At 69.7% G+C, this 26,932-nt stretch carries 30 protein-coding genes; 7 read left to right on the forward strand and 23 right to left on the reverse strand.

Features of this window, described 5'->3' with window-relative positions; translation table 11 throughout:
* Nucleotides 1-102: 102 nt before the first annotated feature.
* Both VF557_09145 and VF557_09150 read right to left on the reverse strand, forming a co-directional pair.
* A complete protein-coding gene (locus VF557_09145; protein ID HEX8080362.1) occupies nt 103-1,113 on the reverse strand; it encodes a DUF3152 domain-containing protein in 1,011 nt (336 codons plus the stop codon).
* Between the two features lie 4 nt (nt 1,114-1,117).
* Complete coding sequence (locus tag VF557_09150; GenBank protein ID HEX8080363.1) at nt 1,118-2,209, reverse strand: alpha/beta hydrolase; 1,092 nt, start codon at nt 2,207-2,209, stop codon at nt 1,118-1,120.
* A gap of 118 nt (nt 2,210-2,327) precedes the next feature.
* On the opposite strand from VF557_09150, the gene VF557_09155 reads away from it, so the two are divergent.
* Both VF557_09155 and VF557_09160 read left to right on the forward strand, forming a co-directional pair.
* Nucleotides 2,328-2,984 carry a TetR/AcrR family transcriptional regulator gene (locus VF557_09155; protein ID HEX8080364.1) on the forward strand — a complete coding sequence of 219 codons (657 nt, stop codon included), beginning with the start codon at nt 2,328-2,330 and terminating at the stop codon, nt 2,982-2,984.
* A 168-nt stretch (nt 2,985-3,152) separates the two neighbouring features.
* Entirely contained in the window at nt 3,153-3,380 is a 228-nt protein-coding gene (locus VF557_09160; GenBank protein HEX8080365.1) for a DUF3107 domain-containing protein, read from the forward strand.
* A 30-nt stretch (nt 3,381-3,410) separates the two neighbouring features.
* Here the strand turns inward: VF557_09160 and VF557_09165 are convergent, their stop codons facing one another.
* On the reverse strand, nt 3,411-4,067 hold the full coding sequence (locus VF557_09165) for a ferritin-like fold-containing protein (protein ID HEX8080366.1): 657 nt from the start codon (nt 4,065-4,067) through the stop codon (nt 3,411-3,413).
* Nucleotides 4,068-4,333: 266 nt separating this feature from the next.
* Here VF557_09165 and VF557_09170 point away from each other — a divergent pair, with 266 nt between their 5' ends.
* Nucleotides 4,334-5,962, forward strand: coding sequence for a DEAD/DEAH box helicase (locus VF557_09170; GenBank protein HEX8080367.1), 1,629 nt, complete (start codon nt 4,334-4,336; stop codon nt 5,960-5,962).
* A 19-nt stretch (nt 5,963-5,981) separates the two neighbouring features.
* Here VF557_09170 and VF557_09175 read toward each other — a convergent pair whose 3' ends face one another.
* The gene (locus VF557_09175) at nt 5,982-6,116 is read right to left on the reverse strand and encodes a hypothetical protein (GenBank protein HEX8080368.1); all 135 of its coding nucleotides are present in this window, start codon (nt 6,114-6,116) and stop codon (nt 5,982-5,984) included.
* 48 nt (nt 6,117-6,164) lie between these two features.
* On the opposite strand from VF557_09175, the gene VF557_09180 reads away from it, so the two are divergent.
* Both VF557_09180 and VF557_09185 read left to right on the forward strand, forming a co-directional pair.
* A complete protein-coding gene (locus VF557_09180) occupies nt 6,165-7,337 on the forward strand; it encodes a PQQ-binding-like beta-propeller repeat protein (protein HEX8080369.1) in 1,173 nt (390 codons plus the stop codon).
* Nucleotides 7,334-8,182 (forward strand): alpha/beta hydrolase, encoded by an 849-nt coding sequence (locus tag VF557_09185; protein ID HEX8080370.1) that lies wholly within the window; start codon nt 7,334-7,336, stop codon nt 8,180-8,182. Before VF557_09180 ends, VF557_09185 begins: the two co-directional genes overlap by 4 nt.
* 8 nt (nt 8,183-8,190) lie before the next feature.
* Here the strand turns inward: VF557_09185 and VF557_09190 are convergent, their stop codons facing one another.
* The 14 genes from VF557_09190 to VF557_09255 form a co-directional block, all read right to left on the reverse strand.
* Nucleotides 8,191-9,549 (reverse strand): cytochrome P450, encoded by a 1,359-nt coding sequence (locus tag VF557_09190; GenBank protein ID HEX8080371.1) that lies wholly within the window; start codon nt 9,547-9,549, stop codon nt 8,191-8,193.
* 3 nt (nt 9,550-9,552) lie between these two features.
* Nucleotides 9,553-10,128: an EF-hand domain-containing protein gene (locus VF557_09195; protein HEX8080372.1), complete on the reverse strand. Its 576-nt coding sequence runs from the start codon at nt 10,126-10,128 to the stop codon at nt 9,553-9,555.
* 66 nt (nt 10,129-10,194) lie between these two features.
* Nucleotides 10,195-10,749 carry an ester cyclase gene (locus tag VF557_09200; GenBank protein HEX8080373.1) on the reverse strand — a complete coding sequence of 185 codons (555 nt, stop codon included), beginning with the start codon at nt 10,747-10,749 and terminating at the stop codon, nt 10,195-10,197.
* Nucleotides 10,750-11,132: 383 nt separating this feature from the next.
* Nucleotides 11,133-11,624, reverse strand: a complete 492-nt coding sequence (locus VF557_09205; protein ID HEX8080374.1) for an SRPBCC domain-containing protein — start codon at nt 11,622-11,624, stop codon at nt 11,133-11,135.
* 202 nt (nt 11,625-11,826) lie between these two features.
* Complete coding sequence (locus tag VF557_09210) at nt 11,827-12,696, reverse strand: PD-(D/E)XK nuclease family protein (protein ID HEX8080375.1); 870 nt, start codon at nt 12,694-12,696, stop codon at nt 11,827-11,829.
* Nucleotides 12,693-13,949 carry a hypothetical protein gene (locus VF557_09215; protein ID HEX8080376.1) on the reverse strand — a complete coding sequence of 419 codons (1,257 nt, stop codon included), beginning with the start codon at nt 13,947-13,949 and terminating at the stop codon, nt 12,693-12,695. The genes VF557_09210 and VF557_09215 overlap by 4 nt, the downstream gene beginning before the upstream one ends.
* Before the next feature lie 39 nt (nt 13,950-13,988).
* Complete coding sequence (locus tag VF557_09220) at nt 13,989-14,987, reverse strand: hypothetical protein (GenBank protein ID HEX8080377.1); 999 nt, start codon at nt 14,985-14,987, stop codon at nt 13,989-13,991.
* 53 nt (nt 14,988-15,040) lie between these two features.
* Nucleotides 15,041-15,658: an RNA polymerase sigma factor gene (locus VF557_09225; protein ID HEX8080378.1), complete on the reverse strand. Its 618-nt coding sequence runs from the start codon at nt 15,656-15,658 to the stop codon at nt 15,041-15,043.
* A 236-nt stretch (nt 15,659-15,894) separates the two neighbouring features.
* Nucleotides 15,895-16,050 (reverse strand): DUF6131 family protein, encoded by a 156-nt coding sequence (locus tag VF557_09230; protein ID HEX8080379.1) that lies wholly within the window; start codon nt 16,048-16,050, stop codon nt 15,895-15,897.
* Between the two features lie 73 nt (nt 16,051-16,123).
* The gene (locus tag VF557_09235; GenBank protein HEX8080380.1) at nt 16,124-16,372 is read right to left on the reverse strand and encodes a DUF6458 family protein; all 249 of its coding nucleotides are present in this window, start codon (nt 16,370-16,372) and stop codon (nt 16,124-16,126) included.
* A gap of 182 nt (nt 16,373-16,554) precedes the next feature.
* Nucleotides 16,555-17,436, reverse strand: coding sequence for a PHP domain-containing protein (locus VF557_09240; protein ID HEX8080381.1), 882 nt, complete (start codon nt 17,434-17,436; stop codon nt 16,555-16,557).
* A gap of 38 nt (nt 17,437-17,474) precedes the next feature.
* Nucleotides 17,475-18,026, reverse strand: a complete 552-nt coding sequence (locus VF557_09245; GenBank protein ID HEX8080382.1) for a PH domain-containing protein — start codon at nt 18,024-18,026, stop codon at nt 17,475-17,477.
* A gap of 23 nt (nt 18,027-18,049) precedes the next feature.
* Complete coding sequence (locus VF557_09250) at nt 18,050-18,202, reverse strand: hypothetical protein (protein ID HEX8080383.1); 153 nt, start codon at nt 18,200-18,202, stop codon at nt 18,050-18,052.
* A gap of 116 nt (nt 18,203-18,318) precedes the next feature.
* Complete coding sequence (locus tag VF557_09255) at nt 18,319-18,948, reverse strand: DUF6758 family protein (GenBank protein HEX8080384.1); 630 nt, start codon at nt 18,946-18,948, stop codon at nt 18,319-18,321.
* Nucleotides 18,949-19,002: 54 nt separating this feature from the next.
* Here VF557_09255 and VF557_09260 point away from each other — a divergent pair, with 54 nt between their 5' ends.
* Complete coding sequence (locus tag VF557_09260; protein HEX8080385.1) at nt 19,003-19,398, forward strand: NUDIX domain-containing protein; 396 nt, start codon at nt 19,003-19,005, stop codon at nt 19,396-19,398.
* 5 nt (nt 19,399-19,403) lie between these two features.
* Here the strand turns inward: VF557_09260 and VF557_09265 are convergent, their stop codons facing one another.
* The 3 genes from VF557_09265 to VF557_09275 all read right to left on the reverse strand — a co-directional run bounded on the left by VF557_09265 (nt 19,404) and on the right by VF557_09275 (nt 20,940).
* The gene (locus VF557_09265; protein HEX8080386.1) at nt 19,404-19,907 is read right to left on the reverse strand and encodes a MaoC family dehydratase; all 504 of its coding nucleotides are present in this window, start codon (nt 19,905-19,907) and stop codon (nt 19,404-19,406) included.
* Between the two features lie 107 nt (nt 19,908-20,014).
* Nucleotides 20,015-20,593 (reverse strand): suppressor of fused domain protein, encoded by a 579-nt coding sequence (locus tag VF557_09270; GenBank protein HEX8080387.1) that lies wholly within the window; start codon nt 20,591-20,593, stop codon nt 20,015-20,017.
* 53 nt (nt 20,594-20,646) lie between these two features.
* Complete coding sequence (locus VF557_09275; protein ID HEX8080388.1) at nt 20,647-20,940, reverse strand: WXG100 family type VII secretion target; 294 nt, start codon at nt 20,938-20,940, stop codon at nt 20,647-20,649.
* A 171-nt stretch (nt 20,941-21,111) separates the two neighbouring features.
* Between VF557_09275 and VF557_09280 the strand changes: the two genes are divergently transcribed.
* Nucleotides 21,112-25,350, forward strand: coding sequence for an FtsK/SpoIIIE domain-containing protein (locus VF557_09280; GenBank protein HEX8080389.1), 4,239 nt, complete (start codon nt 21,112-21,114; stop codon nt 25,348-25,350).
* A 45-nt stretch (nt 25,351-25,395) separates the two neighbouring features.
* On the opposite strand, the gene VF557_09285 is transcribed toward VF557_09280, so the two are convergent.
* Together VF557_09285 and VF557_09290 are read right to left on the reverse strand one after the other, a co-directional pair.
* A complete protein-coding gene (locus VF557_09285) occupies nt 25,396-25,896 on the reverse strand; it encodes a hypothetical protein (GenBank protein ID HEX8080390.1) in 501 nt (166 codons plus the stop codon).
* Nucleotides 25,893-26,894 carry a patatin-like phospholipase family protein gene (locus VF557_09290; GenBank protein ID HEX8080391.1) on the reverse strand — a complete coding sequence of 334 codons (1,002 nt, stop codon included), beginning with the start codon at nt 26,892-26,894 and terminating at the stop codon, nt 25,893-25,895. The genes VF557_09285 and VF557_09290 overlap by 4 nt, the downstream gene beginning before the upstream one ends.
* Nucleotides 26,895-26,932: the final 38 nt, after the last annotated feature.

The following is a 26,932-nucleotide window of genomic DNA, read 5'->3' on the forward strand; positions in this document are numbered from 1 at the left end:
GTTCTCGTTCCTTCCACGGACATCATTTCTGCGGTCGCTGGCACAACAGCGCGACCGCATTGACAGATTCCCACACGCCGGCGGTCAGTAGGAATTGCCAGGTCAGGAGGAATTGCGCTGGAAGAACGCCGCGTCGGCGTCGCTGCCGGCCTGCTCGGCGCCCGGCGCGTCCGGCACGCCGGGCGGGAACGGCCAGGGGTTGGCCCGGCACCGGCCGTTCTCGGTCTTGGTTCCGATGGTCTGCTGCATCATGATCGGCGCCAGGCCGTTGTTGAGGCAGCGATGGGCGTGACTGTGCCCCACCGCGTGACCTACCTCGTGGTTGACCACATAGTGGTGGTAGTTGGCCAGGTCGCCGCCGAACGCCTGCGCGCCACGCACCCAGCGGGACAGGTTGAGCACCACCCGGCCCGAGCCGGCGTAGCAGGAGGTCTCCATCCGCAGCGAGTACCCGCACAGCGGCCGCACGGTCAGCGGGGCGGTCAGGCTGATCCGGAAGTCGACGGGTCCGGAGTCCACCCGTTGCAGCGCGACCGCCTCGGTGGCGATCCAGGACCGCTGATCGCTCAGCGTGCTCATGACCGAGGCCGCGAACGCCTGCGGGTCCGCACCGCTGATGCCGTCCTCGACCTCGATCGTGAACCGGCGCAGGTTGCCCCGGCCCAGCACGCCCGAGCTGCCCGGAAGGATCGAGAAGGAGCCCTGGCCGGTCATCGAGTAGGCCGGGCCGGCCGGCAGCGCCAGCGGTGACAACGGGGTGGGCGTCGGCGTCGGCCGCGCGGAGCTGGTGACCGGCTTGCTGGTCTGCGGCCGGCTGCTGCTGGCGGCGGCGGAGGGCCGGCTGCTCTGCGGGGTGGGGGTGGTCACGACGGGGCTCTGCGCCGCCGGCACGCTGGTCTGGGCGCGGGCGGCCGGACGGTCCCGGTGGGTGCTGATGTTGTAGACCGCCACCACGCTGAGCACCGTCAGCAGCGGCAGCGCGTAGGCCCGCCAGCCGTAGCGGCCGGCGAAGGCGCGCCAGCGGGCTCCGGAGCCCCGATCACGCCCGCCCGGGCCGCCGGATGAGCCGCCGGCCGAATTCCGCTCACGCGGCTGGGCGCTCGGTCGGGTCACTGCCTCACGATCCCACACCGGCCTCCCGGTGCGCGTCATTTGCGCGGGCCAGCAGGGCAAGGATGGCCCGGGCGGTGCTGACCGGATCCTCCAGCTGCGCGGTGTGCCCGATGTCGGGCAGCACCAGCAGGCTGGCGTCGGGCAGGGTCCGGGCGACCCGGGGCGCGTTGGCGACATCGACCAGCCGGTCGAGCTGCCCCCACACCACCACGGCCGGCGCCTGGATCTGGCTCAGGGCGTACCACGAGGACCGAGGCCCCAGAGTCAGGTAACTGCGCACCACCGCCCGTAGCGACCGCAACAGCGCTTCACCGGACCACGGGTAGCCCCGGCGGATCTCCAGCTCGGCGACCGCCTCGGCGAGCCGGTTGGCCGGTACCCGCTCGGGATGGGCGAAGCACAGCTCGATGAGCGCCCGCACCCGCCGTTCGGGCGGTATCTGGTCCAGCCGGTCAAGCACCCGGTATCCCAGTCCGGGCACCAGCAGCAGCGGCATCATCCGGTCCGAGCCCTTCTTCGGCCGCAGGTCCGGCACCGCAGGTGAGACCAGGGTCAGGGTGCGCACCAGATCCGGCCGGTTGGCGGCCACCTGGATCGCGATCGTCCCGCCCATCGAGTTGCCGACCAGGTGCACCGGCCCGCGCCCGCTCTGCTCGAGGTAGGCGATGACCAGCCGGCTCTGTGCGGGGATCGAGTAGTCCCGGCGCGGCGGCGGTCCGGACCGCCCGAAACCGGGCAGGTCCAGGGCCTGGCCGTCCAGCCACGGTGAGAGCAGGTCGGCCAGGTCGGTGAAGTTGGTCGAGGCCCCGCTCAGGCCGTGCAGGTACAACGCCGGCGGGGCGTCCGGGTTGGCCGAGGGCGTGTGCCGGACGTTGAGCGCGACCTCTCCGAGCCGCACCTCGGTGGCCGGCCACGGCACCCGCGTGGAATCTGGCGCCGCCAGCCGGTAGTCGGCGGCGCCGGCCAGGGTCTCGGTGCGCAGCGGCCGGCTCGGCCGTGGCAGCAACCGGCCGCGGCCGGCCTGCAGCACCCGGCGGCTCTGAGCCAGCGGGCTGTCCAGAAGGATGCGGCCCCGGACCATCGACGCGGTCTTCATTGGAACAAAAATACCTTCTCGGCGCGGCGAGCGCGCCGCGGGAAACGATCATGGGAGCTGGGATGGCTACCCACCGGTAGCATCGAGTTCGCCCCAGCGCCTCGCCAGGAGGTTCGTCATGACCGAGACCATGGACACCTCACGAGGAGCACGGCTGCCCCGCTCGGCGCGCCGCAAGCAACTGCTGGCCGCCGCCCAGGAGGTCTTCGTGACCAACGGCTACCACGCCGCCGCGATGGACGACATCGCGATCCGGGCCGGGGTGTCCAAGCCTGTCCTGTACCAGCACTTCCCCGGCAAGCTCGAGCTCTACCTGGCACTGCTGGACACCCACGCCGAGGACGTGCTGGAACGGGTCCGGCAGGCGCTGGCCGAGACCGAGGACAACCGGGTCCGGGTGCACAACGTGCTGACCGCGTACTTCGACTTCGTCGACGGCGCCGACCGGGGCGACGAGGGCGCGTTCCGGCTGATCTTCGAGTCCGACCTGGGCAACGAGCCGGCGGTCCGCGAGCGGGTCGACCGGGTGGCGCGGATCACCATGCAGGCGGTCGCCGACACGGTCGCGGCGGACACCGGGTTGGGCCGGCCGCAGGCCGAGTTGCTGTCGGTGGCGCTGACCGGCGCCGCCCAGATCACCGCGACCTGGTGGCTCGATGCCAACCGGCCGATCCCGAAGGCCGAGGCCGTCCACCTGCTGGAGACGCTGCAGTGGCGCGGAATCTCCTTCTTCCCGCTGCAGGCCGGCGCCCCGGCGCCATCGGCCAACGGCTGAGCCAGGGACCGCTCAGGCTCGTTCGCTCACAGCGCAGCGACCGGCCGAGAGCCCGGCGGCGGCGTTCGACTAGCGTGGAGCCGTCCGGAGGCGAAGTCCTTCCGGCTATCTAGCTGGCAGCCGAGCCGGTCACCGCGACCGTGCCGGCGACTGAAACTGGAGGACCGCGTGGAGGTCAAGATCGGCGTGCTGCACACCCCTCGCGAGATCGTGCTGGAGAGCAACCAGACTCCCGCCGAGGTCGAGGAAGTGATCGCCACGGCGCTCAAGAGCGTGGACGGCCAGCTGTCACTGACCGACGAGCGCGGGCGCAAGGTCATCGTGCCGGCCAACCTGGTGGCCTACGTCGAGATCGCCCAGGCCGACAGCCGACGGGTCGGCTTCGTCGCCGGCTGATCCAGCGCCCGGCTCGGAAAGGCCGGGGGCCTAGTTGGACAGCCCGATCGCGGTCATTCGCTGGGTGTGCTTGAGCATGATCCGATCGGTGAGCCGGCTGATGCCGGTCAGGTCACCGACCCCGCCGACGATCAGCATCGTCAGGGCGTCCCGCTCGGCCGCCACCCGCTGCGCCTGGGTGATCGCCTCGCCGACCAGCCGCCGTCCCCACAGCGACAGCCGGGACGCCGCGGTCGGGTCGCTGCTGATCAGCACGCCCACCTCGCGGATCGCGAACTCCGCATTGCCGGAGTCGGCCAGGGCCTCGGTGACCAGTTGCCGGGTCGAGTCATCGACGTACTGGGCGACCTCCAGGTAGAAGTCAGCCGCCAACCCGTCCCCCACGTAGGCCTTGACCAGCGCCTCGCCCCAGGTCCGCGGCTCGGTGCGGTGGTGAAAGGTCTCGACGGCTTCGATGAACGGCGCCATCGCCTGCTGCGGGTCGGCGCCCAGTTCGGCGATCCGGGTGACCAGCTTGCGGTAGTGGCCCATCTCCAGCGCGGCGACCTCGGACAGCGCGGCGCGCAGGGCCGTCGTCGGCGCCATCCTGGCGTCGGCGGCCATCCGGTCGAAGGCGCTCAACTCGCCGTAGGCGAGCACTCCCAGCAGGTCGATGATCGCGGCCTGATCTGGCTCGTTGGCAGGCATCATGGGCCTCGGGCTCCCCTTCGCCGACTCCGTGGTGCGCGGTTGCGCGGCCCACGCTAACGCTGACTGCAAGGATTTCCGGGTCGCGGCAGCTAGACTGCAGGCTGAGGCTTGGGTTTTCGATGGGTTCTCGCTCTCATTCGGGCGTCCTCGAACCGGCTTCAACGTCCTAGCGGGTGTCTGCCGCGCTGGCGGCCAGTAGCGATGGCCCCGCCACAGGTGCCCACGAACTGTTCGCACCTGTACGCAGAATTGGATACCCACCCATGACAGACGCTGCCTTCAGCGATGCCCCGCGACCTGGCGACACCGACGAGCTGATCGCCGACGACACCGACGCCGTCGAGGTCATCGACCCGGCCCCGCTGGTCGGGATCGCCCCGGTCAAGCCCGACAGCCCGCTGTTCTCCAGCTTCGCCATCAAGGAAGAGATCATCGCCGCGTTGCTGGCGGTCGGGATCGAGCACACCTTCGCGATCCAGGAACTGACCCTGCCGATCGCGCTGGCCGGCTCGGACCTGATCGGGCAGGCCAGGACCGGCACCGGCAAGACCCTTGGCTTCGGGGTCCCGATGCTCAACCGGCTCGAGCTGCCCAGCGCCAAGGGCGCCAAGCCGCAGGCGCTGGTGATCGCGCCGACCCGCGAGCTGGCCGTGCAGGTCGCCGGTGACCTGACCACCGCCGGCAAGCGACTGGGAGCCAAGGTCGTCACGATCTACGGCGGGCGTGCCTACGAGCCGCAGGTCGAGGCGCTCAAGGCCGGCTGCGACGTGGTCGTCGGAACCCCCGGCCGGTTGTTGGACCTGTCCCAGCAGGGCCACCTGAACCTCGGCTACGTCCGGTGCCTGGTGCTCGACGAGGCCGACGAGATGCTCGACCTGGGCTTCCTGCCCGACATCGAGAAGCTGATGTCGCAACTGCCCGCGGGCCGCCAGACGATGCTGTTCTCGGCCACCATGCCGGGCCCGATCGTGGCGCTGGCACGGCAGTTCCTCAACCAGCCGATCCAGATCCGGGCCGAGTCCGACACCCATATCCCGGCCACCGAGCACGTCGACCAGTTCGCCTACCGGGCACACGCGATGGACAAGACCGAGGTGCTCGCCCGGATCCTGCAGGCCGACGGCCGCGGCCTGACCCTGATCTTCACCCGTACCAAGCGAACCGCCCAGAAGGTCGCCGATGACCTGGTCGAGCGGGGCTTCGCGGCCGGCGCGGTGCACGGCGACCTCAGCCAGGGCGCCCGCGAGCAGGCGCTGCGGGCCTTCCGCTCGGGCAAGGTGGACGTGCTGGTGGCCACCGATGTCGCCGCTCGCGGCCTGGACATCGACGACGTGACCCACGTGATCAACTACCAGTGCCCCGAAGACGCGATGACCTATGTGCACCGCATCGGGCGCACCGCCCGGGCCGGCAAGTCCGGCACCTCGGTGACGCTGGTGGACTGGGACGACCTGCCCAAGTGGAAGCTGATCTGCGACACGCTGAACCTGCCGTTGCACGAGCCGGTCGAGACCTACTCCACCTCCGATCACCTCTACCTCGAGCTGAGTATCCCGACCTCGGTCAAGGGCGTGCTGCCGCGCGCGGCGCGGACCCGGGCCGGCCTGGACGCCGAAGCCGTGGAGGACCTCGGCGGCCCGGACCGCAAGAAGTCCGGCCGCGGCGACCGCGGGTCGGCCGGACGTCCGGCCCGGTCCGGACGCTCGCAGGGCTCCGAACGCTCTGATGGCTCCGGGCGGTCCCGGTCGCGTGCCGAGTCCTCGGCGAGCGGCGCGGAGTCCGAGCAGGGCGAGCGCAAACCGGCGGCCAGCCGCAACCGTCGTCGCCGGCGCACCCGGGCCGGCGCTCCGGTGACCGGCTCGACCCCGGCGGAGCAGAGCAGCGCCGGCTGAGTCAGGATCACCTCAGGTGTCAGAACCGGACGGGCCTCTCGCGGCGTCCCGCGAGCCTGCCACGCATCCCGCTGGCCCGGATCGGGCTGCCGGCAATCAGGCAGCCGACGGTCGGGTCGCCCACGATCAGGTCGCCGGCGATCAGATCGCGCACGATTCGGTCGGCCGGACAGCGACGGCGACCAGACCGGTTCATCCGGCATTGCTCGCCTATCAGACCCGCACCACCAGGGCCACCCGGATCTATGCGGCCGTGCTGGCGCTCGTGCTGCTGGCGGTGGTGCTCGCCGTGCGGACCGCCTACGCGCGTGGTGAGTTGACCCATGTCAGCCGCCGCAGCGCACCGGCGCCGGCGCCGATCCCGACCGGTTCCACCGCTGACGCGCTGGCCCGGACGTGGCTCAGCGCGGACCGCCCCGCTGCCGGAACCCCGGTCCACGACGGGGTGGTGATCAGCTATGACAGCCACAGCGTGCACGGCCTGGATGCCCGGACCGGCAAGGTCCGCTGGCACTACACCCGCTCGGACCAGACGATCTGCTCGGTGCTGCAACAGGACGCCTCGACGATCGCGATCTACAACCGGCACGGCAACTGCGACCAGGTGACCGGGTTCGTGAGCGCCACCGGAGCCGTCAAGTGGCTGCGCACCCTGACCGACAACGGCATCACCGAGGCCACCAGCGCGCCCAACGTGGTGATGACCGTGGCTCGCCACTCGGTGCACGTCATCGACAACGCCGGCGGGCTCGACCGCTGGAACTGGGTGGCGCCGGATCGCTGCTCGGTGGACCGCGCGCTGGCCGGTTCCCAGGGGGTGCTGATCAGCACCACCTGCGGCTCGCAGCACCGGCTGGTGTTGCGGGGGCTGACCTCTGACGAGCTGAAATGGAGCGTGACCGTCCCGCAAGCCATGGTGCCGGTCGCGGCGAGCGCGTTCGTGGGCGCGCTGGACCCGAGCACCGGCGTTCTGCACAGCTACAGCGCGGACAAGGGCGAGGAGACCAGGTCCGACCGGTTGGCCGCGCCTGCCGAGCTCGCCGCCGAGCTGGACCGGTTGCCCAGGGCCTCGACCGCGGTCGACGGCTTCACCGCCACCGGCGAACCGCTGGAGGTGCTCTGGCTGGGGCGGCTCTACAGCTTCGCCGAGACCGGGAAGGTCAACTGGTCCGCACCGGCCACCGGGCCGGCGACGGTGCTGGAGTCGAGCGTGCTGGCCGCGGTCGGCGACTCGACGGTCCAGCGCTTCGCCGGCGCCACCGGCCGGGTCGAGGCGCGGGTGCGCATGTCACCGGCTCCGAGCGGCGCCGCTCGGGTTTTCCCGGTCGGCAACGGATTGCTGCTGGCCGGCGCAGACACCCAGATGTACCAGTGAGAACCGAGTTCTCGCTGTCGAGCGGCAGCCTCGCCGCCCTGGACACCGGCGTCACCGGGGTCACCGGCGCCGGGTTGCCGGCCGGGTCGCGTCCGGTCGTGCTGCTGGTGCCCGGCTACACCGGCAGCAAAGAGGACTTCCTGCCGCTGCTGCGCCCGCTGGCCGACGCCGGCTATCGGGCGGTGGCGATCGACCAGCGAGGCCAGTTCGAGTCGGCGTGGGCGACCAGCCCGGCCGGATACACCCTGCAGGCGCTGGCCGAGGACGTCTGCCAGCTTGCCGCCGAGCTGGCGCCGGCCAGGTCGCGGGTGCACCTGGTCGGCCACTCGCTCGGCGGGCTGGTCGGCCGCGCGGCGGCGCTGGCCAAGTCCGAGCTGTTCGACAGCCTCACCCTGATGAGTTCGGGGCCCGACGCGGTGACCGGCCAGCGGCGGATCCTGCTGGACGCCGGTGAGCTGGTGCTGGCCAAGCGGGGCATGGCCGGTCTGTGGAGCCAGTTGGAGTTCAGCGCGCAGGCCGATCCGAAGTACGCGCGGTCGGCACCGGGGCTGCTGGCGTTCCTGCGCACCCGGTTCATGGCCACCGACCCGGTCGGGCTGCAGGTCATGGGCCAGGAGTTGCGCACCGCGCAGGACCGCACCGCCGAACTCGCCGGGACCGGACTGCCGGTGCTGGTGTTGCACGGTGAGTCCGATGACGCCTGGACGCCGGCGGTGCAGACCGAGATGGCCCGCCGGCTCGGCGCTGCCCATGCGGTGATCGCCGGCGCGGCGCATTCACCGGCGGTGGAGAACCCCGCCGCGACCGTGCGCGCCCTGCTCGACTTCTGGCAGGGCCTGCGCTGATCGACGGGTCAGCTGCTTGCCACGCCCACCTCGCGGCGGTGCGCGATCATCGGGAGCGAGTCGACCGGCATGGTGATGGCCAGCTTCGGCTTGGGCTGATGGCCAGGTGCTGACACCAGCCGCCAGCGCGCCGTGATGGTGGCCAGCAGGACGATCATCTCCACCCACGCGAACTGGTCGCCGATGCAGCCGTGAACACCGATCGAGAAGGGCATGAAAGCGCCCCGCGGTATGGCTCGGGCTCGCTCGGGCAGCCAGCGATCCGGATCGAAGCGCTCCGGATGAGCGTGGATGGCCGGGTTGTGGTTGAGCGCGTGGAAGCTGTAGAGGACGTCTGAGCCGGCCGGGATGTGGTACCCGCCGAGATGGACATCCCTGGTGGTCACCCGGCTCAGGAACAGTCCCTGCGTCCGCTTGCGCAGTGTCTCGGTGATCACCCGCCGGGTGTATTCCAGCCGCGCCACGTCGTGGTAGCCCGCGGCCCTGCCGGCCAGCACCCGGTCGACCTCGTCGTGCAGGCGCTGTTCGACCTCGGGATTGGTCGCGATCTCGTGCAGCGCCCAGGACAGCGTGTTGCTGATGGTGTTGCTGCCGGCGATGAAGAAGGTCATCACCTCGTCGTGCAGCTGCTGGTCGGTCATGACCGGCTCGCCGTCGTCGTCGCGGGCGTAGAGCATGGTGGACAGCAGGTCGCCGCGGTCGACGCCGCTCTGGCGGTAGTCGCTGATCACCTGGTTGATGGTTCGCCGCAGGTACTCGGTGGCCGCGCGGTAACGGAGGTTGGCCGGCGTCGGCAACCGGGTCAGGCCGATGGTGTCGGTCATCCGCCGGAACAGGCCGCTGAGCACGACCGTGGTGGCCGCCACGAATTCGGGGATGTCGATCGCCGTGTCAGCGGCGAAGATCACCTTCGTGACGTTGGTCAGGGCGAGATCGGCCATCTCCTTGTCGACGGCGATCTGCTGGCCGTCGGGCCAGGACTCCACCCTGGTGGCGACCACCTCGCTCATCAGCGCGGTGTACCCCACGATCCGGGAGTGGTCGAAGGCAGGCTGGATCACCGAGCGCTGCCGCCGGTGAAACTCTCCTTCGGAGATGCCCAGGCCGTTGCCGAACATCATGCGGAACCGCTCGGTGATCGGGCCGCCCCGCGCGAAGGTCTCCGGATCGCGCAGCAACTCGCGGATGAGTCCCGGCTCGTTGACCACGTACATCTGTTTCGGTCCGAGCTGGATCACCGTGACGGCATCGCCGGATGCTTGCAAGGAAAGCAGGAAGTCGCCCGGCCGGCGCTTCATCCGCAGCGCGTGACCCACTATCGGCAGCCGACCGGGCGCCGTCTCCGGCGAGCGCGCGATGGTAGTCATCGGTCACAGATCGCCGGCGATGGAGTTGCCTGGCGCGTCCGGGTCATCGCTGAAGTAGTACTCCTCGAGCGCCTGGGCGAATTCCTCGGACGTGACGTAACCGTCCCCGTCGGAGTCCAACAGCCGGAACGACCGGTGGATCTCCCGCTCACTCATCCCCGACCTGCGCTGAGCGGCACTCATCTCATCGACGTCGCACCGGCCGTCCCCGTCGGAGTCCGCCACGGCGAACGCGGCCAGGCTGAACGGGATCGCGGCGTAGGTCACGAAGTCGGTGTACTCGTTGCTGCCCATCCAGGCGATCCACTCCTGCCTGGTGAGCTTGGCCGGGTTGAGCGTTCCGGTCCGTCGCTCGATGGCCCGCCACATCACCTGCGCGCAGCCGTGCACCTTGCGCCAACTCTCGCTGCGAGGCGGGATGCCGTAGGCGTCGCAGTAGACCTGCGCCATCCCGGTGTAGTCCAGCACGTCGATGACGCCGTCGCCGTCGGTGTCGAACGAGGCGAACACCTTGTCGGCCTTGCGCACCTGCAGGTCCGTTGCCGTCGTGGTCCTGCGGGAATCAAGGTCAGTTGTCATCCGTCAGCTCCTTCTATGACCTGGTGACCGGCGAGTGAGCACCGCGGCGGTGCGCTCGATCAGAACTCACTCGTCGTCGTCCGCCTCGTCCTGGACCAGGGTCGTGACCAGTTGCGTCCGCGGCAGGTGGCCCATGGAGTTCAGCACGCGTGCCGTGTCCGGGTGCGAGCGAACGGAGCGGATCTGGCCGTCCTGGACCGTGAAGACGTCGACGCTGCTCAGGCGCACCTTTCGGCCGGTGGGCGGGGTGGAGAGGAACTCACCGCGGTGGGTGGGACGACCGCTCCAGCGCACCACGACCGTGTCACCCTCGGCCACCATCCAATCGATATCGACCCGCAGGTCCGGAAACGCCTCGAGCACGTGCTTGGTGAACTCCTGCCACGCGTCCACGTCGACGGGCTCTTCCTTGGCGGGTCCGCCAGCGGCGGACGGGCCGAACCGGCCGCCCCTGAGGGCCGGGCTCGTCACCAGTTCCCGGAAGGCGGTGCCACCGCAGGTCCCGCCGCCATTGTCGCGGCTGACGAAGCTGCTCAGCGAGTCCACGTCGCGTTGGTTGACCACCTGGTCGAAAAAGCGCTGGATGAGGGCCTTGTTCTCGTCGGGCAAGGTCTCGGTCATCTTTACTACCTCTTCTCGGGCTCGGCAGCCTGCATGGCTGCGTACAACGGATCGCTGCTCCTCGGAGCCGGCATCGGGCGGAACCCGGTGAGCGTCGAGATAATGCTATATGATTTAGTAGTGACCTGCAACACATTACGCTTGAGAGACGGCCTACTGGTCAGCCACCTACCAGGCGCCGTCAGGACGGACGGTCCGCTCACTGCGTAGGCAGGCGTGCGGAAGCGGCCGCTCTTCCGATCCGGTCACTCAGCAGAACTGAATGCCGCCCGGAGCGGACGCCCGGTACGGACGCGGGCGTCAGTGTTTGGAGACGTCGGTGTTTTGGAGACGCACCACCCCAGGGCTCAAGAGGCCCTCCGGTTGAGAGCTCACCGCCTCCGTCAGAGCTCGAGGCCTTCCGGCGGCGCCTTGTCCGCCACCAGGGTCAGGATGATGTCGTGCTCCAGCAGGGCCTTCACCACAGACAGCACCATGGTCCAACCCGCGGTGGCGTCAAGGACACCGGCGATGATCTCGTCGGTGGTGCCGGTGAATCCGGTCGCGGTCACGTCCACATAGGTGTCCTGGCGCCACGGGATGAATCGGATCTTGAAGGTCGTGGGCGACTCGTCATCGGAGCCCCAGTCGGCCACGATCAGTCGGCTCTGTTGGAACTCCCGTACCGTCACCGTCTTCGTGACGCCGTACATCTCCCACTCCCACTGGACGGTCGCGTCCGGCGCGAGGTCACCACTGCTCTTGGTGAACCAGAACCGAGTGGCGATGGAGCGGTCGGCCAAGGCTTGGAAGACCTGCTCGGGCGGCCTGTGAATAAGCATCCCCGCCTTGGCCGGAGGGATCTCCTCGAGCTGGTGATCAGCGGACTCTGCCATCGACTCGCTCTCCTTTTTCGTGAGCAGTGGCACCGGGTGTCACGAGCCTCGGACCGGACAGTTGCCGCGCGAGTTCGCGGTAGGGCGAGGCTAGCCTTCTCGCCGCTCGGTGTCAGGAAGTTACTATTGAATAGTTTAGCTTTGAGGGCCGCTGGTTGTCGATTTGTCATCCGGACAGCGCGCGCCACCTTTCGGCTTCGCCTCAGGGCTGGCTGGAGTCCAGCAACCCGAGGCCTTCCCAGCTGGCCCGCGGGCGTGAGCTGGCCTGGCCTTCGGGGCACAGCCGCCGAAAGTCACACCAGCCGCAGGAAGGCCCTGGAACCGGCGCGAACACCTCGTCCGGATCGGCGCCGCCGGCCACCGTGTCGGTCGCGGCGAGGATGTCGGTAGCGGTCTCACCGGCCCGGTTGAGGTGCTGGCCCAGCGATTCCTCGGTGTGCTCGAAGGCCGCGACCTCCCCGGTGGGCAGGTGGTGCAGTTCGACCCGGCGGCAGCGCTGGTGCAGGGTCCGCTCGGCGGCGACGGCGTACAGCGCCAGAGCCAGCGAGCCGCGGGCGTCGTCGGCGTCCAGCCGGGAACGGCCGGTCTTGTAGTCCACGATGACCAGCTCGCCGTCCCGCTCGTCGATCCGGTCCACCCGGCCCGAGATCGCCAGCCGGTCGGTGCGGGTGGCCACCGTGCGCTCGACCCCCCTGGGCTCGCGGTTCGGGTCGCCGCGCTCGATCTCGTCGGTGAGGTAGTTGGCCACCCAGTCAGCGGCCTGCTCGCGCCATGCCTCGGACTGCTCGCGGTCGGCGAAGCCGTCGTGCTGCCAGTTCCGGATCACCAGGCCGGCTCCGGCCTGCGGGGTCCGCCGGGCCGGTTCCAGCTGCCACCAGCGAGCCAGCGCCAGGTGGACCGCGGCCCCGACCGTGTTGTGCGCCCACGGCGGGCCCTTCGGCGCGGCCGGCCGGCTCAGATAGGTCAGCCGGTAGCGCCGCGGGCAGTCGAAGTTGGCGAGTTTGGACGGGGTGGCCGCGAACAGCGGTCGAGGCAGCCCGGTCAACTCCAGCTGTTCAGGAACGCTGGTCACCAGCTGCCGCCACCCGAGTCGCCACCGCCACCGCCGCCGCCGCCCCAGTCGCCGCCGCCGCCCCAGTCGCCGCCGCCGTCCCAGCCGCCGTTGTCGTGCTCGGCCGATTCGCGGCCGGCCTCGAAGCCGCTGCCATAGCCTGAGCCATAACCGCCCCAGCCGCCGCCCCAGCCTCCGAAGCCGAAGCCCCAGCCCGGTGTCAGGGCTTCGGCGATCAGCAGCGTCTGCCAGAACGGCATCGAGTACCAACCGCCGGCGTACCCGCCGCCGCCCGCGAAGTAGTACGGCGCACCGGGGGTGTAGTCGGGATAGCCCTGCACCGTCTGGCCGCCGACCTCGACCTGCTCGGCCTTGGCCAGCTGCGGGGCGTTGGACTCGGCCAGCGGTGGCAGATCGGGGCCGGGGTCAAGGCCCAGCGCCACCCGGGCGGTCCTGGCCGCCTGCAACCCTTCCAGGATGCTGCGCCGGGCCCCGCCGAGCTGGGCCAACGAAGTCGCCGTGGCCAGCTGGGAGCCACCGGAGTTGTAGCGCTCGGAGGCATCGGCCAGCGCCTGCAGGGCAGTGGCGTTATTGCCGGGTTGCAGCGAGGCGACGTCGGCGGCGAGCCGGTCGTAGTAAGGCTGGATCAGCGCGCGCGCGTCGGCCAGCGCCTGCCGGTCCTTGCGCTTGCGCCGCCACACCAGCCCACCCACGACACCGGCTCCCAGCACCCCGAGCACGCCCAGCGTCGCCCAGCCGCTGCCCCCCGATGACTGCGCCTGCTCGCTGTTGTCGCCACCGCTGCGACCGCCGCTGCAGCTGGGGGCGGCATCGACGAGGCCGGCGAAGTCCTTGACCGTCTCGGTCAGGTCGCCGTTGGACCGCAACTGACTGAGGTTGTCCTGAACCGCCCTGCGCGCCAGCTGGCCGGCGCGGCCCGTGCACAGCTCGCTGGAGGCCGCGTTGAACGTCCTGCCGACGAACACGCCCACCGTGAGCTTGTCACCGGTGTCGACGGCTTGACCGATCTGCCTGGCGAGCTGGCCGGGGTCACCGGATCCGGTGGGTAGCACCGCGATCTTGATCGACGAGTTCAAGGCTGACCGGGCGGCGCCCTCGTCCAGGTTCGCGTCGGCGTCCGGATCGACGTAGAGGTTGCCCGAGCGCAGGCTGCTGATCGCCTGATCGACGTCGGCCACGGCCGGCCCCGCTGTCAGCAACAGCATGCCGGCCACTGCCACAGCCAGCAGCACGGCCGTGCGCAGCCGCCTCACGGGCACGTCAATCGGGTCATAAATCCATGCTAGTGGCAGCTACTGACGGCTGTTCGGTCGCTCCACAGGCGCGCCGGCGCCGCTGTGGGCCGGGTGCTCGACCGCCGGCGGCGACTCGGCGCCGGCGTGGGCCACCGCCGCGCCGGGCCTGCTGGTCCGCAGCTGGAATCGCGCCGAGCCGGGCCGCTGGGTAGCCGCCACCGGTTGAGCTGCCGCGGCGGGTTCGGCGGCATTCGGCCGCACGGTGCCCTGCGGAGCCGGACTCGTGGGGCGCGCGCCGGGCCGGTACGTGTTCGGTGAGTGGCTGCTGCCCGGCGGGACGCTCCGAGCCGGGTCGATCAGGTGGGCGCAGAACGCGGTTACTCCCGGCACCCCGTCGGCTGCCATGACCAGCGGCGCGAAGCCTGGCCTGGCCAGCAACGCCGCTGCCTCGACCGAGCCGGCTGCCTGGTAGGCACGGCACAGTCCGACCAGTTGCGGCAGGCTCGCGGCACTCGTGGCGGCCCGTCCGGCGGCAGTGCTCGAACCCGGACGGTTCGGCGCCGAGGACGCCCCAGAGCCGGTGCGCCGCGGTTCCGGCCGGACGGTGGGCTCGGCAGCGGAACTGGCCGGCGCCGGCGGCGGGCTGTCAGCCGGCGCCGAGGTGTTGAGGAGGTCGGAGACGGCGTTATGCAGGGCCGTCGGCAGCTCAGGGGCGGCAGTGGCGGCGGCGGTGCCTCCCAGCAGCACCACCAGCGCTGTGCAGGCCACGGTGACCCGCGCGGCCGACCAGCGGCCGACCCCCGCCAACCTCGCCGGGGCACGGCGTTCCGGGGCTGCCTGGCCGGTCGCCGGGTTGATCGGCTCAGGGCGGAGGGGGCCGGGCCGCTGAGCCGCCCGGAAGTGGGCGATCGCTTGGGACCGACCTTCGAGCTCAGCCGTCGACGGCGGCGCTGATGCGGCCGCGAGCAACTGGCGCAGCGCGGCAGAGGCCGCGACAGCCTGGACGAGTTCGTGCTCGTCCGGATGGCGGCGGGGGCGGCGGCTGGCGTTGCTCATCTCATCTGGTCAGCGCCGACGCGTAAGCATCTGTCACACCGCGCCCGGCACGCTCAGTCGATGCGGCCTTGCTCCAGCATGGCGGCCAGATTTTTCAGGCCCCGGTAAGCCGAGGTGCGGACCGCCCCGGGGCTCTTGCCCAGCACCGCGGCGGCGGTCTTGGCGTCCAGGCCGATCACGGCGCGTAGCAGGACCGCCTCGGCCTGCTCCCGCGGCAGTTCACCGATCAGCCGGAGCGCGGCAGCCGTCGACATCGACTCCTCGGCCTGGGCAGCGGTGTCCTCGTCCCCGGCGACTGACAGCAGCGTTTCCAGCGGGGCTGGATCAGTGGGCCGCCGGCTGCGGTTGCGAAGGTGGTCGAGCCCGCGATGCCGGCCGATCGTGGCGACCCAGCCGCGGAAGCCGTCGGCGTCACCGGTGAAGGTGTGCAGATCGCGGCAGACCTGGAGCCAGGTCTCGGAAGCGATGTCCTCGGCATCCCGGCCGACCAGCACGCTCAGGTACCGCAGCAAGCCGGGCTGCACCGAGTGATACAGCTCGCTGAAGGCCTCTTCGTGACCGGCCTGCGCTGCCAGCACGGCCGCGCTCAGCTGATCGTCGTCGCGGACCGGCGTCAGCAGTGGCCGTTGGTCCGGTAGGTCCTCACCTTCTCGACGCAATCGCGTCAGCACGCGCGGTACACGGTGACGCACCCACCTTGCCGCTCAGGTCGATCTCACAGACCGAACTCGGCAGACCGTACCCGATCAACTACCCGCCGGGGAGTGTTTGATTGCTAACCCGCTCGTGTGTCGAGCGGCAGAGATGGGGCCGAAGGAGGGACTGAAAGGCCGAAGGCCCGTCCGCGTTGGCGGACGGGCCTTCGGATAGGACTGGGACTACGGTGCGGCGCGGAACCTCGCCCGGGTTAGTAGTAGTGCCTGCGGCCACCGACCGCGCGGCCCATTCCGCCCATGATGGCGAGGATGGCACCGATCACGAGCAGGATGATTCCCAGCGTCGTCAGGATGCCGATGTCGGCAACGATTCCGATGATGAGCAGGATAATTCCGAGGACAATCACTGGTACCTCCAGGCAGTTGTTGCGTTACGTACGGACGGGTCGTGCGGGCAGTGAAGTCGTGCGGGCAGTGAACTTAGTATCGAGGGTCCGCCGGATCGACCGGCCCACCGGGCTCGATGTAGGTGGTTCCGTTGCGGCTGTGGATGACATCGGTGCGGCGCCGCATGCTCATCATGATCAGGGTGATGATCAATCCAAGCACACCAACGATCATCAGGATTACCCCAATGGTGCTGATATCGATCCCGTTGACCTCAGCGGTGACCGCGAACGTCAAGATTGCGCCGACCGCAATGAGAAAGAGACTCGCTCCGATCCTCATGGCACTCCTTATCGGGGGTAGAAAACCGGCGACCGGTGCCTCACGGTAGCCGCGAAGCGCCCGGCTATCCGGCTGAAACTCCGTGTTCGCCAGGACGACGGTTGACTTGTGTGGGCCTCGGGTGTCTGTTCACCCTCACCCCATCAGCGACCGGAGGCGAAGTTTTGTCACACCGACCCGCGTCACACCGCCTCGGCGGCTGGCTCGGAACGGACGACGTCGAGCCCGGTGGCCACGCCGAGCAGCCGGTGCAGGGACTGCGGACTGGTGGTTTCGGCGCCGAGTCGGACCGATTTGCGGGTGCCGTGGTAGTCGGAGGACCCGGTGCTGAGCAGCCCGAGCTCGGCAGCCAGCTCGGACAGCCGGGCCCGGTCCGCGGGGGCATGGTCGATGTGGTCGACCTCGATGCCGAGCAGTCCGGGCGCCACCAGGCTGCGCAGCGCCGCCTCGTCCAGGATCTGACCGCGCTTGCGGGCCCAGGGGTGCGCGATCACGGGCACGCCGCCGGCCTGCCGGATCAGCTCGATCGCCCGATGCACGGGCATCTCGAGCTTGGGCACGTAGTAGGGCGACGAGCTGGACAGCAGGTGGGTGAAGGCGTCGGTGACGCTGTCCACCACGCCGGCCTGCAGCAACGCCTGCCCGATGTGCGGGCGCCCCACCGCGCCGCCGCCGGCGATGTCGACGACCTGCTGCCAACTGATCGGGTACCCGGCCGCAACCAGCGCCTCGACTATCGCCTCGCCGCGGCCCAGCCGGCTCTCGCGCAGCCGCGCGCGTTCGGCTTTGAGCGCTTCGGCGTCCGGGTCGAAGAGGTAACCGAGCAGGTGCAGGCTGATCCGGACGCCGTGGTCGTCATAGACGCAGGAGAACTCGGTGCCGCGGATCAGGGTGAACGCCACGTCCAGTCGCCCTACCGACGCGACGGCCTCATCCCAGCCGGCAGTGGTGTCGTGGTCGGTGATGGCGAGGGTGTGCAGGCCGGCAGCCACCGCGTTGCGCACCAGCTCGGCAGGGGTGTCGCTGCCGTCACTGGCGGTGGTGTGAGCGTGCAAATCGATCATCGGGCCACCCTACGTGCCCCGTGGTGGGACGATCGGGCTCAGCGCATGGGCGGCAGCGGCGTCGTGGGATGGTCCCTGCCCTCGTCTGGGCGCCCGCGGTAGTTGAGCACCGACCTGGGCCCGAACAGCAGCGTCGAGACCTCGTGATAGAGCTGGTCAGGCCTGGGCAGGTACTCGACCCGGCTCATGGCCTGGTGCTGACCGGCTGATTCCATGACGAAGACCCCGTAGCCGAGCAGCCGCCCCAGCACCGAACGTTCATAGGTCAGATCGGTGACCTTCGTCAGGGGCATGATGGCGACCCGCCGGGTGATCACGCCGCTGACGATGAGGACCCGCTTGTCGGTGATGACGAATTCCTCGGTGATCCAGAACCACCACGCGAAGCCGAACCATCCCAGGGAGCCGAGCAGCCCCAGCACTCCGATGACGGCGAAGAACTGCTCGTCGCCGAGGTACGTCACGATCAGCAGGGACACCAGGAAGACCGCCCCGCAGCTGGCGCCGACCTTGGTCAGGCTCGCCCAGTGCCGCCGGGTGACCACGACGGACCGCTCCGACGGGATCAGGTACTTGCCGTGGTCTTTCATGGCCTATGCCGCTGGAGTGGTCCCTAGAAGCTTCGGATGAACTCGGCGATGCTCTCGAACCCGTCGGCGAGCACTTGCTGGATGTTCTTCACCAGTGCGGCGGCGTCGGCGGGTGAGTTGACCACGAAGAAGATCAGGAACGCGATGAGGAGCAACACGCCGAGCTTCTTGACCACGCTTGACTCCTCGATGCCCGTCGACGCGGTTGATCTCAACCACAGGTCGAGACCTGTCTACCGGACACCCCGGGGTTTGGGTGGGAGGCGCTCCCGGCCGGCTGGCGGGGTGGGTGTCAGTGCCCCGGCCGGAGGCGCAGTGAGAGCTCGCCCACTTCCAGGATCGGCAGCTGGTGTTCACGCAGGTCCGTCACTGCCAGATCCTCCAGCAGCGCGTAACCGGCGTCGGCGGGAAAGCTGATCAGCCACAGCCACACCCCGGCGGCCTCCCCCACGTAGGCACTGCGGTCGGCGAGGGAGTCCTGGATCGGCCAGAGCGGGGTCGGGTGGCCCAACGCGTGCACCTTGGCAAGGGGCAACTCGGTCGAGATCGGCGGTGTCGCCATCATCTCGGCGCCGGCATAGCTTGCTCCGAGCCCGACCCCCGGCTCCTCCGCCACGATCAGCCATTCACCGCTCCCGCCCAGCGGCGCTGGACCACGCAACGAGACCACGGTGGCCCGGTACCCGTCGGGCACGTCGCCGACAGTGGCCAGACCCGCCAGCGTCCAGCCCACCGGCATGGGGTCCGGCAGCCAGACCGGCACCTTCGCGTGGTCGCAGAGGTGGCGGATCGCCGGCGCGTCCAGCCTGGCGAGAATGGTCAGCGGCAACGTTTGCCCGTGCCGCGAGCATCGCCAGGCCTTGTCATATTCGGTCGGGGCCACCAGATCGTTGCCACAACGGGGGCACCAGGAGAAACCCATCTGCTCAAGGTGCACCGAAGGCCGCGCCGCGTCAATGTTGGCAGACTGTGGTTCATGCCCATCCCAGCCGCTGGCGGCATCGTCTTCGACGAGCGGCGCAGGCTGCTGTTGGTTCTGCGATCCAAGCCACCCGCCGCCCTGACCTGGTCGGTGCCCGGCGGCAAGTGCGAGCCGGAGGAACGGCCCGAGGCCACGTGCGTGCGCGAAGTGGGTGAGGAGACCGGCCTCTGCGTCGAGGTCATCCGCTGGGCGGGCCGGGTGCACCGGCCGGCTCCCGGTGGTGGTGAGTACGAGATCGACGATTTTCTCTGTCGAGTTGTGGGCGGCACGCTGCAAGCCGGTGATGACGCCGCCGCGGCGGGATGGTTCGATCTGGCCGGTATGACCGAGCTACCGCTGGCAGCAGGCCTGCTCGATGCCCTGGCCGGTTGGCGACTGCTGCCGGCTTAGCATTTTCAACTGCTCGGCGTCGGCCGGCCGGGCTGTTCCCCGCCGCGCGCGTCGAGGTAATTCTGCTTGGGGACCATGACTTTGCGCCGGAACAAGCAGACCACCGTGCCGTCCTGCTTGTAGCCCTTGGTCTCGACGTAGACCACGCCCCGGTCGTCCTTGGACGTGGACTCCCACTTGTCGAGCACCAGCGTCTCGCCGTAGATGGTGTCGCCGTGGAACGTCGGGGCCACGTGGCGCAGCGACTCGATCTCCAGGTTCGCGATGGCCTTGCCCGAGACGTCAGGCACCGACTGGCCCAGCAGCACCGAGTAGATGAGGTTGCCGACCACCACATTCTTTCCGAACTGGGTGGTGTTCTCCGCGTAATTGGCGTCCAGGTGCAGTGGATGGTGGTTCATGGTGATGAGACAGAAGAGGTGGTCATCGGCTTCGGTGATGGTCTTGCCGGGCCAGTGCTTGTAGGTCGCTCCGATCTCGAATTCCTCATAGCTACGACCGAACTGCACGGCTACCTCCTCGGATCGGCTTGCTTGCGGCTATCGTGCCGGACACCGCCAGCTGACAGGCGCGCAGGGCGACGTGCCATGGGTCACCCGCTCACCCCGGCTGGGCGTCAGCTCAGCTGGACCGGGTCGCGGGTCAGATCGGCCAGGTCGGTCCCAGCAGCCAGCCAGCGCTGCTGAAGTTGCTCGCTGCCGTGAACCCGTGCCCAGGCGAGCTCTGTCTGGGTCGCCGGAAGCACCCGCAGAATCTGCACGGCTGCCGCATCGGGGACTGTGATCGGCTGCAGCCCGGAGGTGGTCAGCACCCCACCGGTGCAACGGGAACCGGGGCAGAGCGGCTCGCCCAGGTCGATCCTGTTGCCCACCTGGTACACCGCGCCTTCCACCGCCGGCGCCGCGGCCAGCACCGCCAGCCTGCGCCACAACAGGTCCGGACGGCCCGCCGCCGACAGCAGCAGTTCGGCCCGCGGAGCGCTGTGCGCCGCGATCACGATCTCGCCCGGGTCGGCCATCGGGTAACGGGACATGCCGAGGCTGAGGTAGTGATCCTGGTGACCGTCGGGATAGCGCAGGATCTCGATCGGATCCAGCCCGAGAAAGGACACCGAGGCCCGGGCCGGAACGGTTTCGAAGTGCTGCCGGTAGGCCGCTTCGACCAAGTGCAGGATGTCCGAGGGCGCGCCAGTCACCCCTGGACGTTATCGCCTGGCCGGCTTCTCCTCCGATCACCCCCGTGACCGGATCACCCCCGGAAGGAGGCGGCGATCTGCTGTTCCACCGCCGCGTAGCTCTGGCCGGCATGGCTGAGCAGGGTGCCGATTCCTTCCAGGGCCGCCGTCAGGCCTTCGGCGTTCTTGTTGAACTGCTCGTACAGGGCCGCGAACTGGGTGGCGGCCGCACCCGACCAGTCAGCGCCGAACAGCGGCGTCAGCTGGCCTTTCAGGCTGACCTGCTGACCGCGGATATCCGTGGCGGTCCGATTGCAACTGCCGCCGAGAGCGGTGAGTTGCTGGGGTGAGACTTTCAATCCCGTCATGTGCCGCGGTCCTCTCCTCATGCCCGGCCGGTGGTGGTCAAGCGGCCCCCACCGTATGCACTTGCGGGGCGTCAGAAGAGGATGAGGACCCTCGCTGTGGATAACTCTTCGTTATCCACAACTGCCTTGGCCGGCCGGCAATCGGCCCGGGAAATCGGCGACACTGCCGGCATGCGGGTGAAACTGACGCTCCGGGCCGGAGATCGCGAACGTGACATCGAGGTCCGCGCCCCCGGCGGAACCACGGTCGAGCAGCTGGTCCCGCTTTTCGGCGGGCTGATGGAAGATCCCGCGGCTTGCTCCATGACCAGCAGCGGCGGCGGACCGCTTCAGCCCGCCGCCCTGCTGGGCGGTCCTGGCCTGCGTTCGGGGTGTGTGATCACCTTGGGCGGCAGTGGAATCCGATCGTCGTCGGCTGGCTCGGCACTCCAGCTTCGCGTCGTCGGCGGCCCCGACAGCGGCCACGTGATCGCCCTACCCCGTGGCCGTCACCTCATCGGACGCACCCGAGCCGCTGACCTGGCGCTTGAGGACCCGGACGTCTCACGTCGGCATGCCGAGCTCTGCGTCGATCTTCGAGGCATCTCGGTGCGCGACCTGGATTCCACCAATGGCACCTGGCTGAACGGCACCGCGATCACGAACGAGCCTTGCGCTGTCGAGCTGGGCGCGGTGCTCCGGGTGGGCAACTCGCTGTTGTGCGTGCTCGCCGCGAGCGAGCCTCCCGCTGCTGTCACCGCCGATGGCCACGGCGGACTGCTGGTGCACCGGCCGCCCCATATCGCCGAGCCGCTGGATCGTGAACCCGTCGAGTTTCCCGCCGAACCGGTGACCACCGGGCGGCCACGGCTGCAATGGGTCACCGCGTTGACGCCCGCGGTGCTCGGCGTCAGCTTCGCAGTCCTGATGCGCAACAACCAATTCCTCCTCTTCGCGCTCCTGAGCCCGCTGACCATGCTGGCCGGAGCCACCGTTGACCGCCGGGAATGGCGTCGAAGCCGCGACAAGGCCGGTCGGGCGCGCGCTCAAGCAGAAGCGGCCGCCCAGGCTCGGTTCGAGGCGCGGTTGGCGGCGGAGAAATCCAGGCGTCACCGAGAATTCGCCGACGCGGCCACGGTGCTGCAGGCAGCGGCCGTTCCGGACTGCCGGTTGTGGGAGCGCCGGGCGACCGAGCCCGGTTTTCTCGCTGTTCGCCTGGGCCTGGCCGATCAAGCTGCCGACACCCCGGCGACCAGGTCGGGGCGCGCGCTGCCCGCTGAGGTGATCGCTGGCGTGCCGGCCACCGTGTCACTGCTGGACGGCACGCTCGGACTCGCCGGCCCCCTGCCCTTGGCGCGAGGTTCGGCACGCTGGGTGATGGGGCAACTGCTGGCCCTGCACTCGCCGCGCGATCTCACGGTGGTCGCGCTGCTCGACGGCGAGATCGCCGACTGGCGATGGCTCAGATGGGCGGGCGCGATGGTGCAGGCCGTCGCGACCGAGCCGGACCGGCACCGGCTGTTGCTGAGCAACTTGTTGGAGGTCATCGCTGATCGGCGAGCCGAGCGCGCCGGAGCCATCTGGTCGGGCCCGCGGATCGTCGTGCTGATCGACCGGGCAAGCGCGCTGGCCGCGCTCGACGGCCTCCAGCTGGTGCTGGAGCACGGCCCGGCGGTGGGCGTGAGCGCAGTCTGCGTCGATCAGGAATCCCGGTTGCTGCCACCGTCGTGCCGGTCGACCGCCGTGCTCACATCCGAGACCGGCTCGATGCTGGAGCTCTGCCAGGCTGGCCGGCAAGCCTTGCGGGCGGCCACTGACCGGGTGTCGACGCGGTGGGCGGAGCGGCTGGCACGTTCGCTGGCCCCACTGCGTGACGCTGAGTCCACCGGCACGGCGGAGTTGCCCACCGAGGTCTGGCTGGCAGACCTGCTGGAGGGCGACAGGATCACCGCGAGATCGTTGTCGCGGCGATGGTCGGCGCCGGGGCCGGCCGCCACCCCGATCGGAATGGCCACGACGGGACCGGTGGAAATTGACCTTCTCCGGGACGGGCCGCACCTGCTCATCGCCGGTTCCACCGGATCCGGCAAGTCCGAACTGTTGCGAAGCATGGTGACGGGCCTGGCGACCCGGCACGCGCCCGACGATGTGGCCTTCGTGTTGATCGACTACAAGGGCGGGGCCGCTTTCGCCGAGTGCGCCGGCTTTCCGCACACCCTCGGGCTGGTGACCGACCTGGACGGACATCTCACCAGCAGGGCGCTGATATCCCTGGACGCCGAGATCCGCCGCCGCGAGATCGCCTTCGCCGAGGCGGGCGTCGCCGAACTGGACGAGTACCGCCGATCAGCACGTCACGAAAGCCAAAGGCTGCCCAGGCTGGTGCTGGTGGTGGACGAGTTCGCCTACCTGGCCGAGGAACTGCCGCACTTCCTCTCCGGGCTGATCGGCATCGCGCAACGAGGCCGCTCCCTCGGTCTGCACCTGGTGCTGGCCACTCAGCGACCAGCGGGCGTGGTCTCACCCCAGATCAAGGCCAACATCTCGCTGCGCATAGCGCTTCGGGTCACCGACGCGGCAGAGTCACACGACGTGATCGGCAGCGATGCCGCGCGACACATCTCCAAGAACCGGCCCGGTCGGGGCTTCGCCCAGCTGGCCGACGGGTTGGTCGAATTTCAAACAGCCCGAACCGGGCGACGCCCTGTCCCGCCGCCAACCATCACCATCGCGACGCTGGATGCCTGGAACCGGGTGAGCGAGCCCACCGTCGCGGTCACCGAATCAGCCGATGAGCATGGTCTGTTGCGCGCGGCGATGCTTGAGGCAGTGCGCGAATTGAAGCGCCCGCTGCCGCAACGGCCGTGGTTGCCGCCGCTGCCGACCCGCCTGAGGACCGCTGACCTGGGCCAGAATCGGGCAGCGCCCTTCGAGATCCGGTTCGGGTTGGTCGATGATCCTGGCCGGCAGCGGCAATGCCCGGCCGCTCATAATCTGATCAACGGCGGGTCGATCGGGTTCATCGGTAGCCCCAGATCGGGCCGCACCAGCGCGCTGCACACCTTTCTCGGGCAAGCCTGCGAACAACTGGACGCGGCTCAGCTCCACCTTTACGTCCTGGACTGCTCAGGCCAGAGCTTTCGCCATTTCCAGCGGCTGCCGCATTGCGGAGCGGTGGTGACCCGTGACGACCCGAGGGCAGTCGCGCGGCTGAGCGCCAGGCTGGTCGAGGAACTCGGCGCCAGGCAACGCCTGCTGGCAGGCCTTGGCGTCAGCACTCTGGCGGAGGCGCATCTGAGCGGCACGCCGCTGCCGGTGATGGTGGTCGCCCTCGACGGCTGGGAGGGCTTCACCGCGCTGAGTGACGACTACGACGCCGGCCGTTCCGTGGAGGCGCTGCTTCGCTTGTCCCGCGACGGGGCCGCCGTCGGCATCACGGTGCTCATCGCCGGCGACAGGGCGATGCTGGGCCTGCGGGTCGCTCCGGTGCTGAGCCGCAAGCTGTTGCTCGCCCTCATCGACCGCGGTGACTATGCAAGCGCCGGACTGAGCCTGGCCAGCCTTCCCGCCAGCTTCGAACCCGGTCGGGCGGTGAGCGCCGACGACGGGCTGGAAGTCCAGTTGGCCCTGCTCACCGCGGATTCCGGACCGGGGGCGCAGCAAGCCGTCGTGCGACAGCTCAGCCAGGCAGGCCCGGTGACCGCGGCCGGCCCTGCCATCAGGATCAGGAGCTTGCCCGCGTCGGTGCGCCAGGCCGACCTGACGGCCGCGTCGAATCGCGTCGAGCGCTCTCACCACCTGGATCGGGAGCACGTGGCCGGACGACCCGGTGGCTGCCTTCTCGGTGTCGGTGGTGATGACGCCCGAGAAGTCTGGGCCGAACTGTTCGACGAACACACCAGATTCCTGATCGCCGGCCCACCGCTGAGCGGGCGCAGCACCACCGCCGTGGTGATCGCCCGGCAGGCGTGGGCGGCGGGGTTGGACATGCTGGTCGCCGCTCCACCTCGATCACCACTGGCGGCCTGGGCGAACCGGCGGGGCATTTCCGTGCTCACGCCGGATTCGCCGCCGGGAGCCGATGGAGTTTGTGCTGCTTTCACCGGGCAATTAGTGCTGGTCGACGACGCGGAGCGGTTCAACGACACCGCCAGCGGAAGCTTCTTGACCGAGGTGGCCACCAGTCACCGCGCCGCGGTGATCGCGGCCGCGCGTTCGGAGGACGTCGCGATGAGCTTTCGCGGACCCGCCGTAGTAGTGCGCCGTCACCGGACCGGCCTGCTGCTGCAGCCGAGCCCTGCCGACGGGGAGCTTCTCGGCGTCCGGGCCGGTCCGCACCGGCTGGCGCCGGTGCCCGGCCGTGGCCTGCTGGTCACCGACGCCACTCGCGTGACAGCACCCGACGGCCTTGCCCTTCAGGTCGCGATATGACCACGGCAAGACGCTTGGGCGCGCAGGTCGCGAGGAGCGCCGTGATCAGCGCAGTTCTGCCAGCAGCTCCGCGATCTCCTGGGTGGCGTACCAGGAAAGCTCGAAGCCTTCGGCGTCGTCGATCGCTTCTTCGGCCGCGGGGTCGCCCAGGTCCGCGGCGTCGATCTGCTCGGCGGCAATGGCCACCGTGGCCTCGGCCTCGCTGTCATCGGCATGCACCGAGGCGCACCAGGCGAGCGGGACCTCAACGGCCACCCGCACCACGCCCCGATCCAGGTCGTCGCGCACCGAGACCGAGGCGTCGGGGACATCCGCTGAGATCACCAGTCGGCGCTTGGCGGCCGACGGATCCGCCGCGATCAACCGTAACGCCGCCCTGGCGGCCTCGGCGGCGGCCGCGTACTCCAACGCCTCGATGTCATCGTCGAGGTAGTACTCGCGCAGGCCGGGGGTCACAGCGAAGGCCGTCAACGGAGCCGGCCCCAGCACGCCGGAACTGGCCAGGCCTTCCAGCACCGTCGAGGTGGCCGGCAGGTAGACCCTCACGCGGTGCCCGCCTCCGGGAGGGTGAAACCTTGCTGGCGCTGCTGCTCTCGAAGGGCGTTGGCCGATGTCCGCATCGAGGTGTGCAGCACAGCCGTCCGGTGCCGCGGGTTCATCAGATTGCCGCCCATCGCCGCCAGATCCTCCGGCCCGGGGGTCAACAGCGTGACCTGGGTGCCGGCTTCGCGCAGCACCGCGATGTCGTGGCCGATGCCTCGGGTGATCGAGCGCCGGACCCGCCGCTCGATCCTGGCCACCGGCGAGCGGGGATTGTCCGATTCCACAGCGGCCATCGGCGCCAGCACGTACACCTCGTCCAGATCCTGATCGGCGAGCAGGTCCACCGAGGCGTTGGACACCGTCCCGCCGTCGATGTAGGCGCGCGAGTTGATCTGCACCGGCGTGTACCAGGCCGGTATCGCGCACGAGGCGCAGACCGCGTCGGCCAATCCGGCGGCCGGCTCGTCATCGTGGCCGAACACCGTACGACGGCCGGTGGAGTAGTCGGTGGCCACGATCCAGGTCCGCTGCGGCCAGTTCCCGTCACCGAGAGTCTCGGCGAGCATGCTGTCGAGCATCCGATGAATGGGCTGCAGGCTGCCACGCCCCTTGGGCAGCAGACCCGACAGTGCCAGCACCGGCGAGACGCTGGCGGGCCGCCGGAGGCCGTCCCACACCAGGCGGGGCGAGCCCGGCCACCACACCGGACGAGGCGGGCGGCTGCCGCCGGTGTCGGAGTCGTAATTCCAACTGATCGGCGGGTCTTCGGGCAACGGCATGCCGATCTGGTGCCGACGGATCCGGTCGACGGGCATTCCACAGCCGAGCAGCCCCGCCACGACCGCGCCCGCCGAGGTTCCGACCAGCAGGTCATCGGGAGCCGGCTCCACTCCCAGCTCATGGTGAAGGGCGGTCAACGCTCCTACTACCCATGCGAACCCGAGCACGCCACCGCCGCCGAACACGAACGCCCGGCGGACCGGTTCGGACTTGTCAGCCACGTGTCTGGCCCTTTCCCCAAAGCCTCGGATGAGAACAA

It is taken from the genome of Jatrophihabitans sp., assembly GCA_036389035.1.
In the GTDB taxonomy this organism is placed as follows: Bacteria; Actinomycetota; Actinomycetes; order Mycobacteriales; family Jatrophihabitantaceae; genus Jatrophihabitans_A.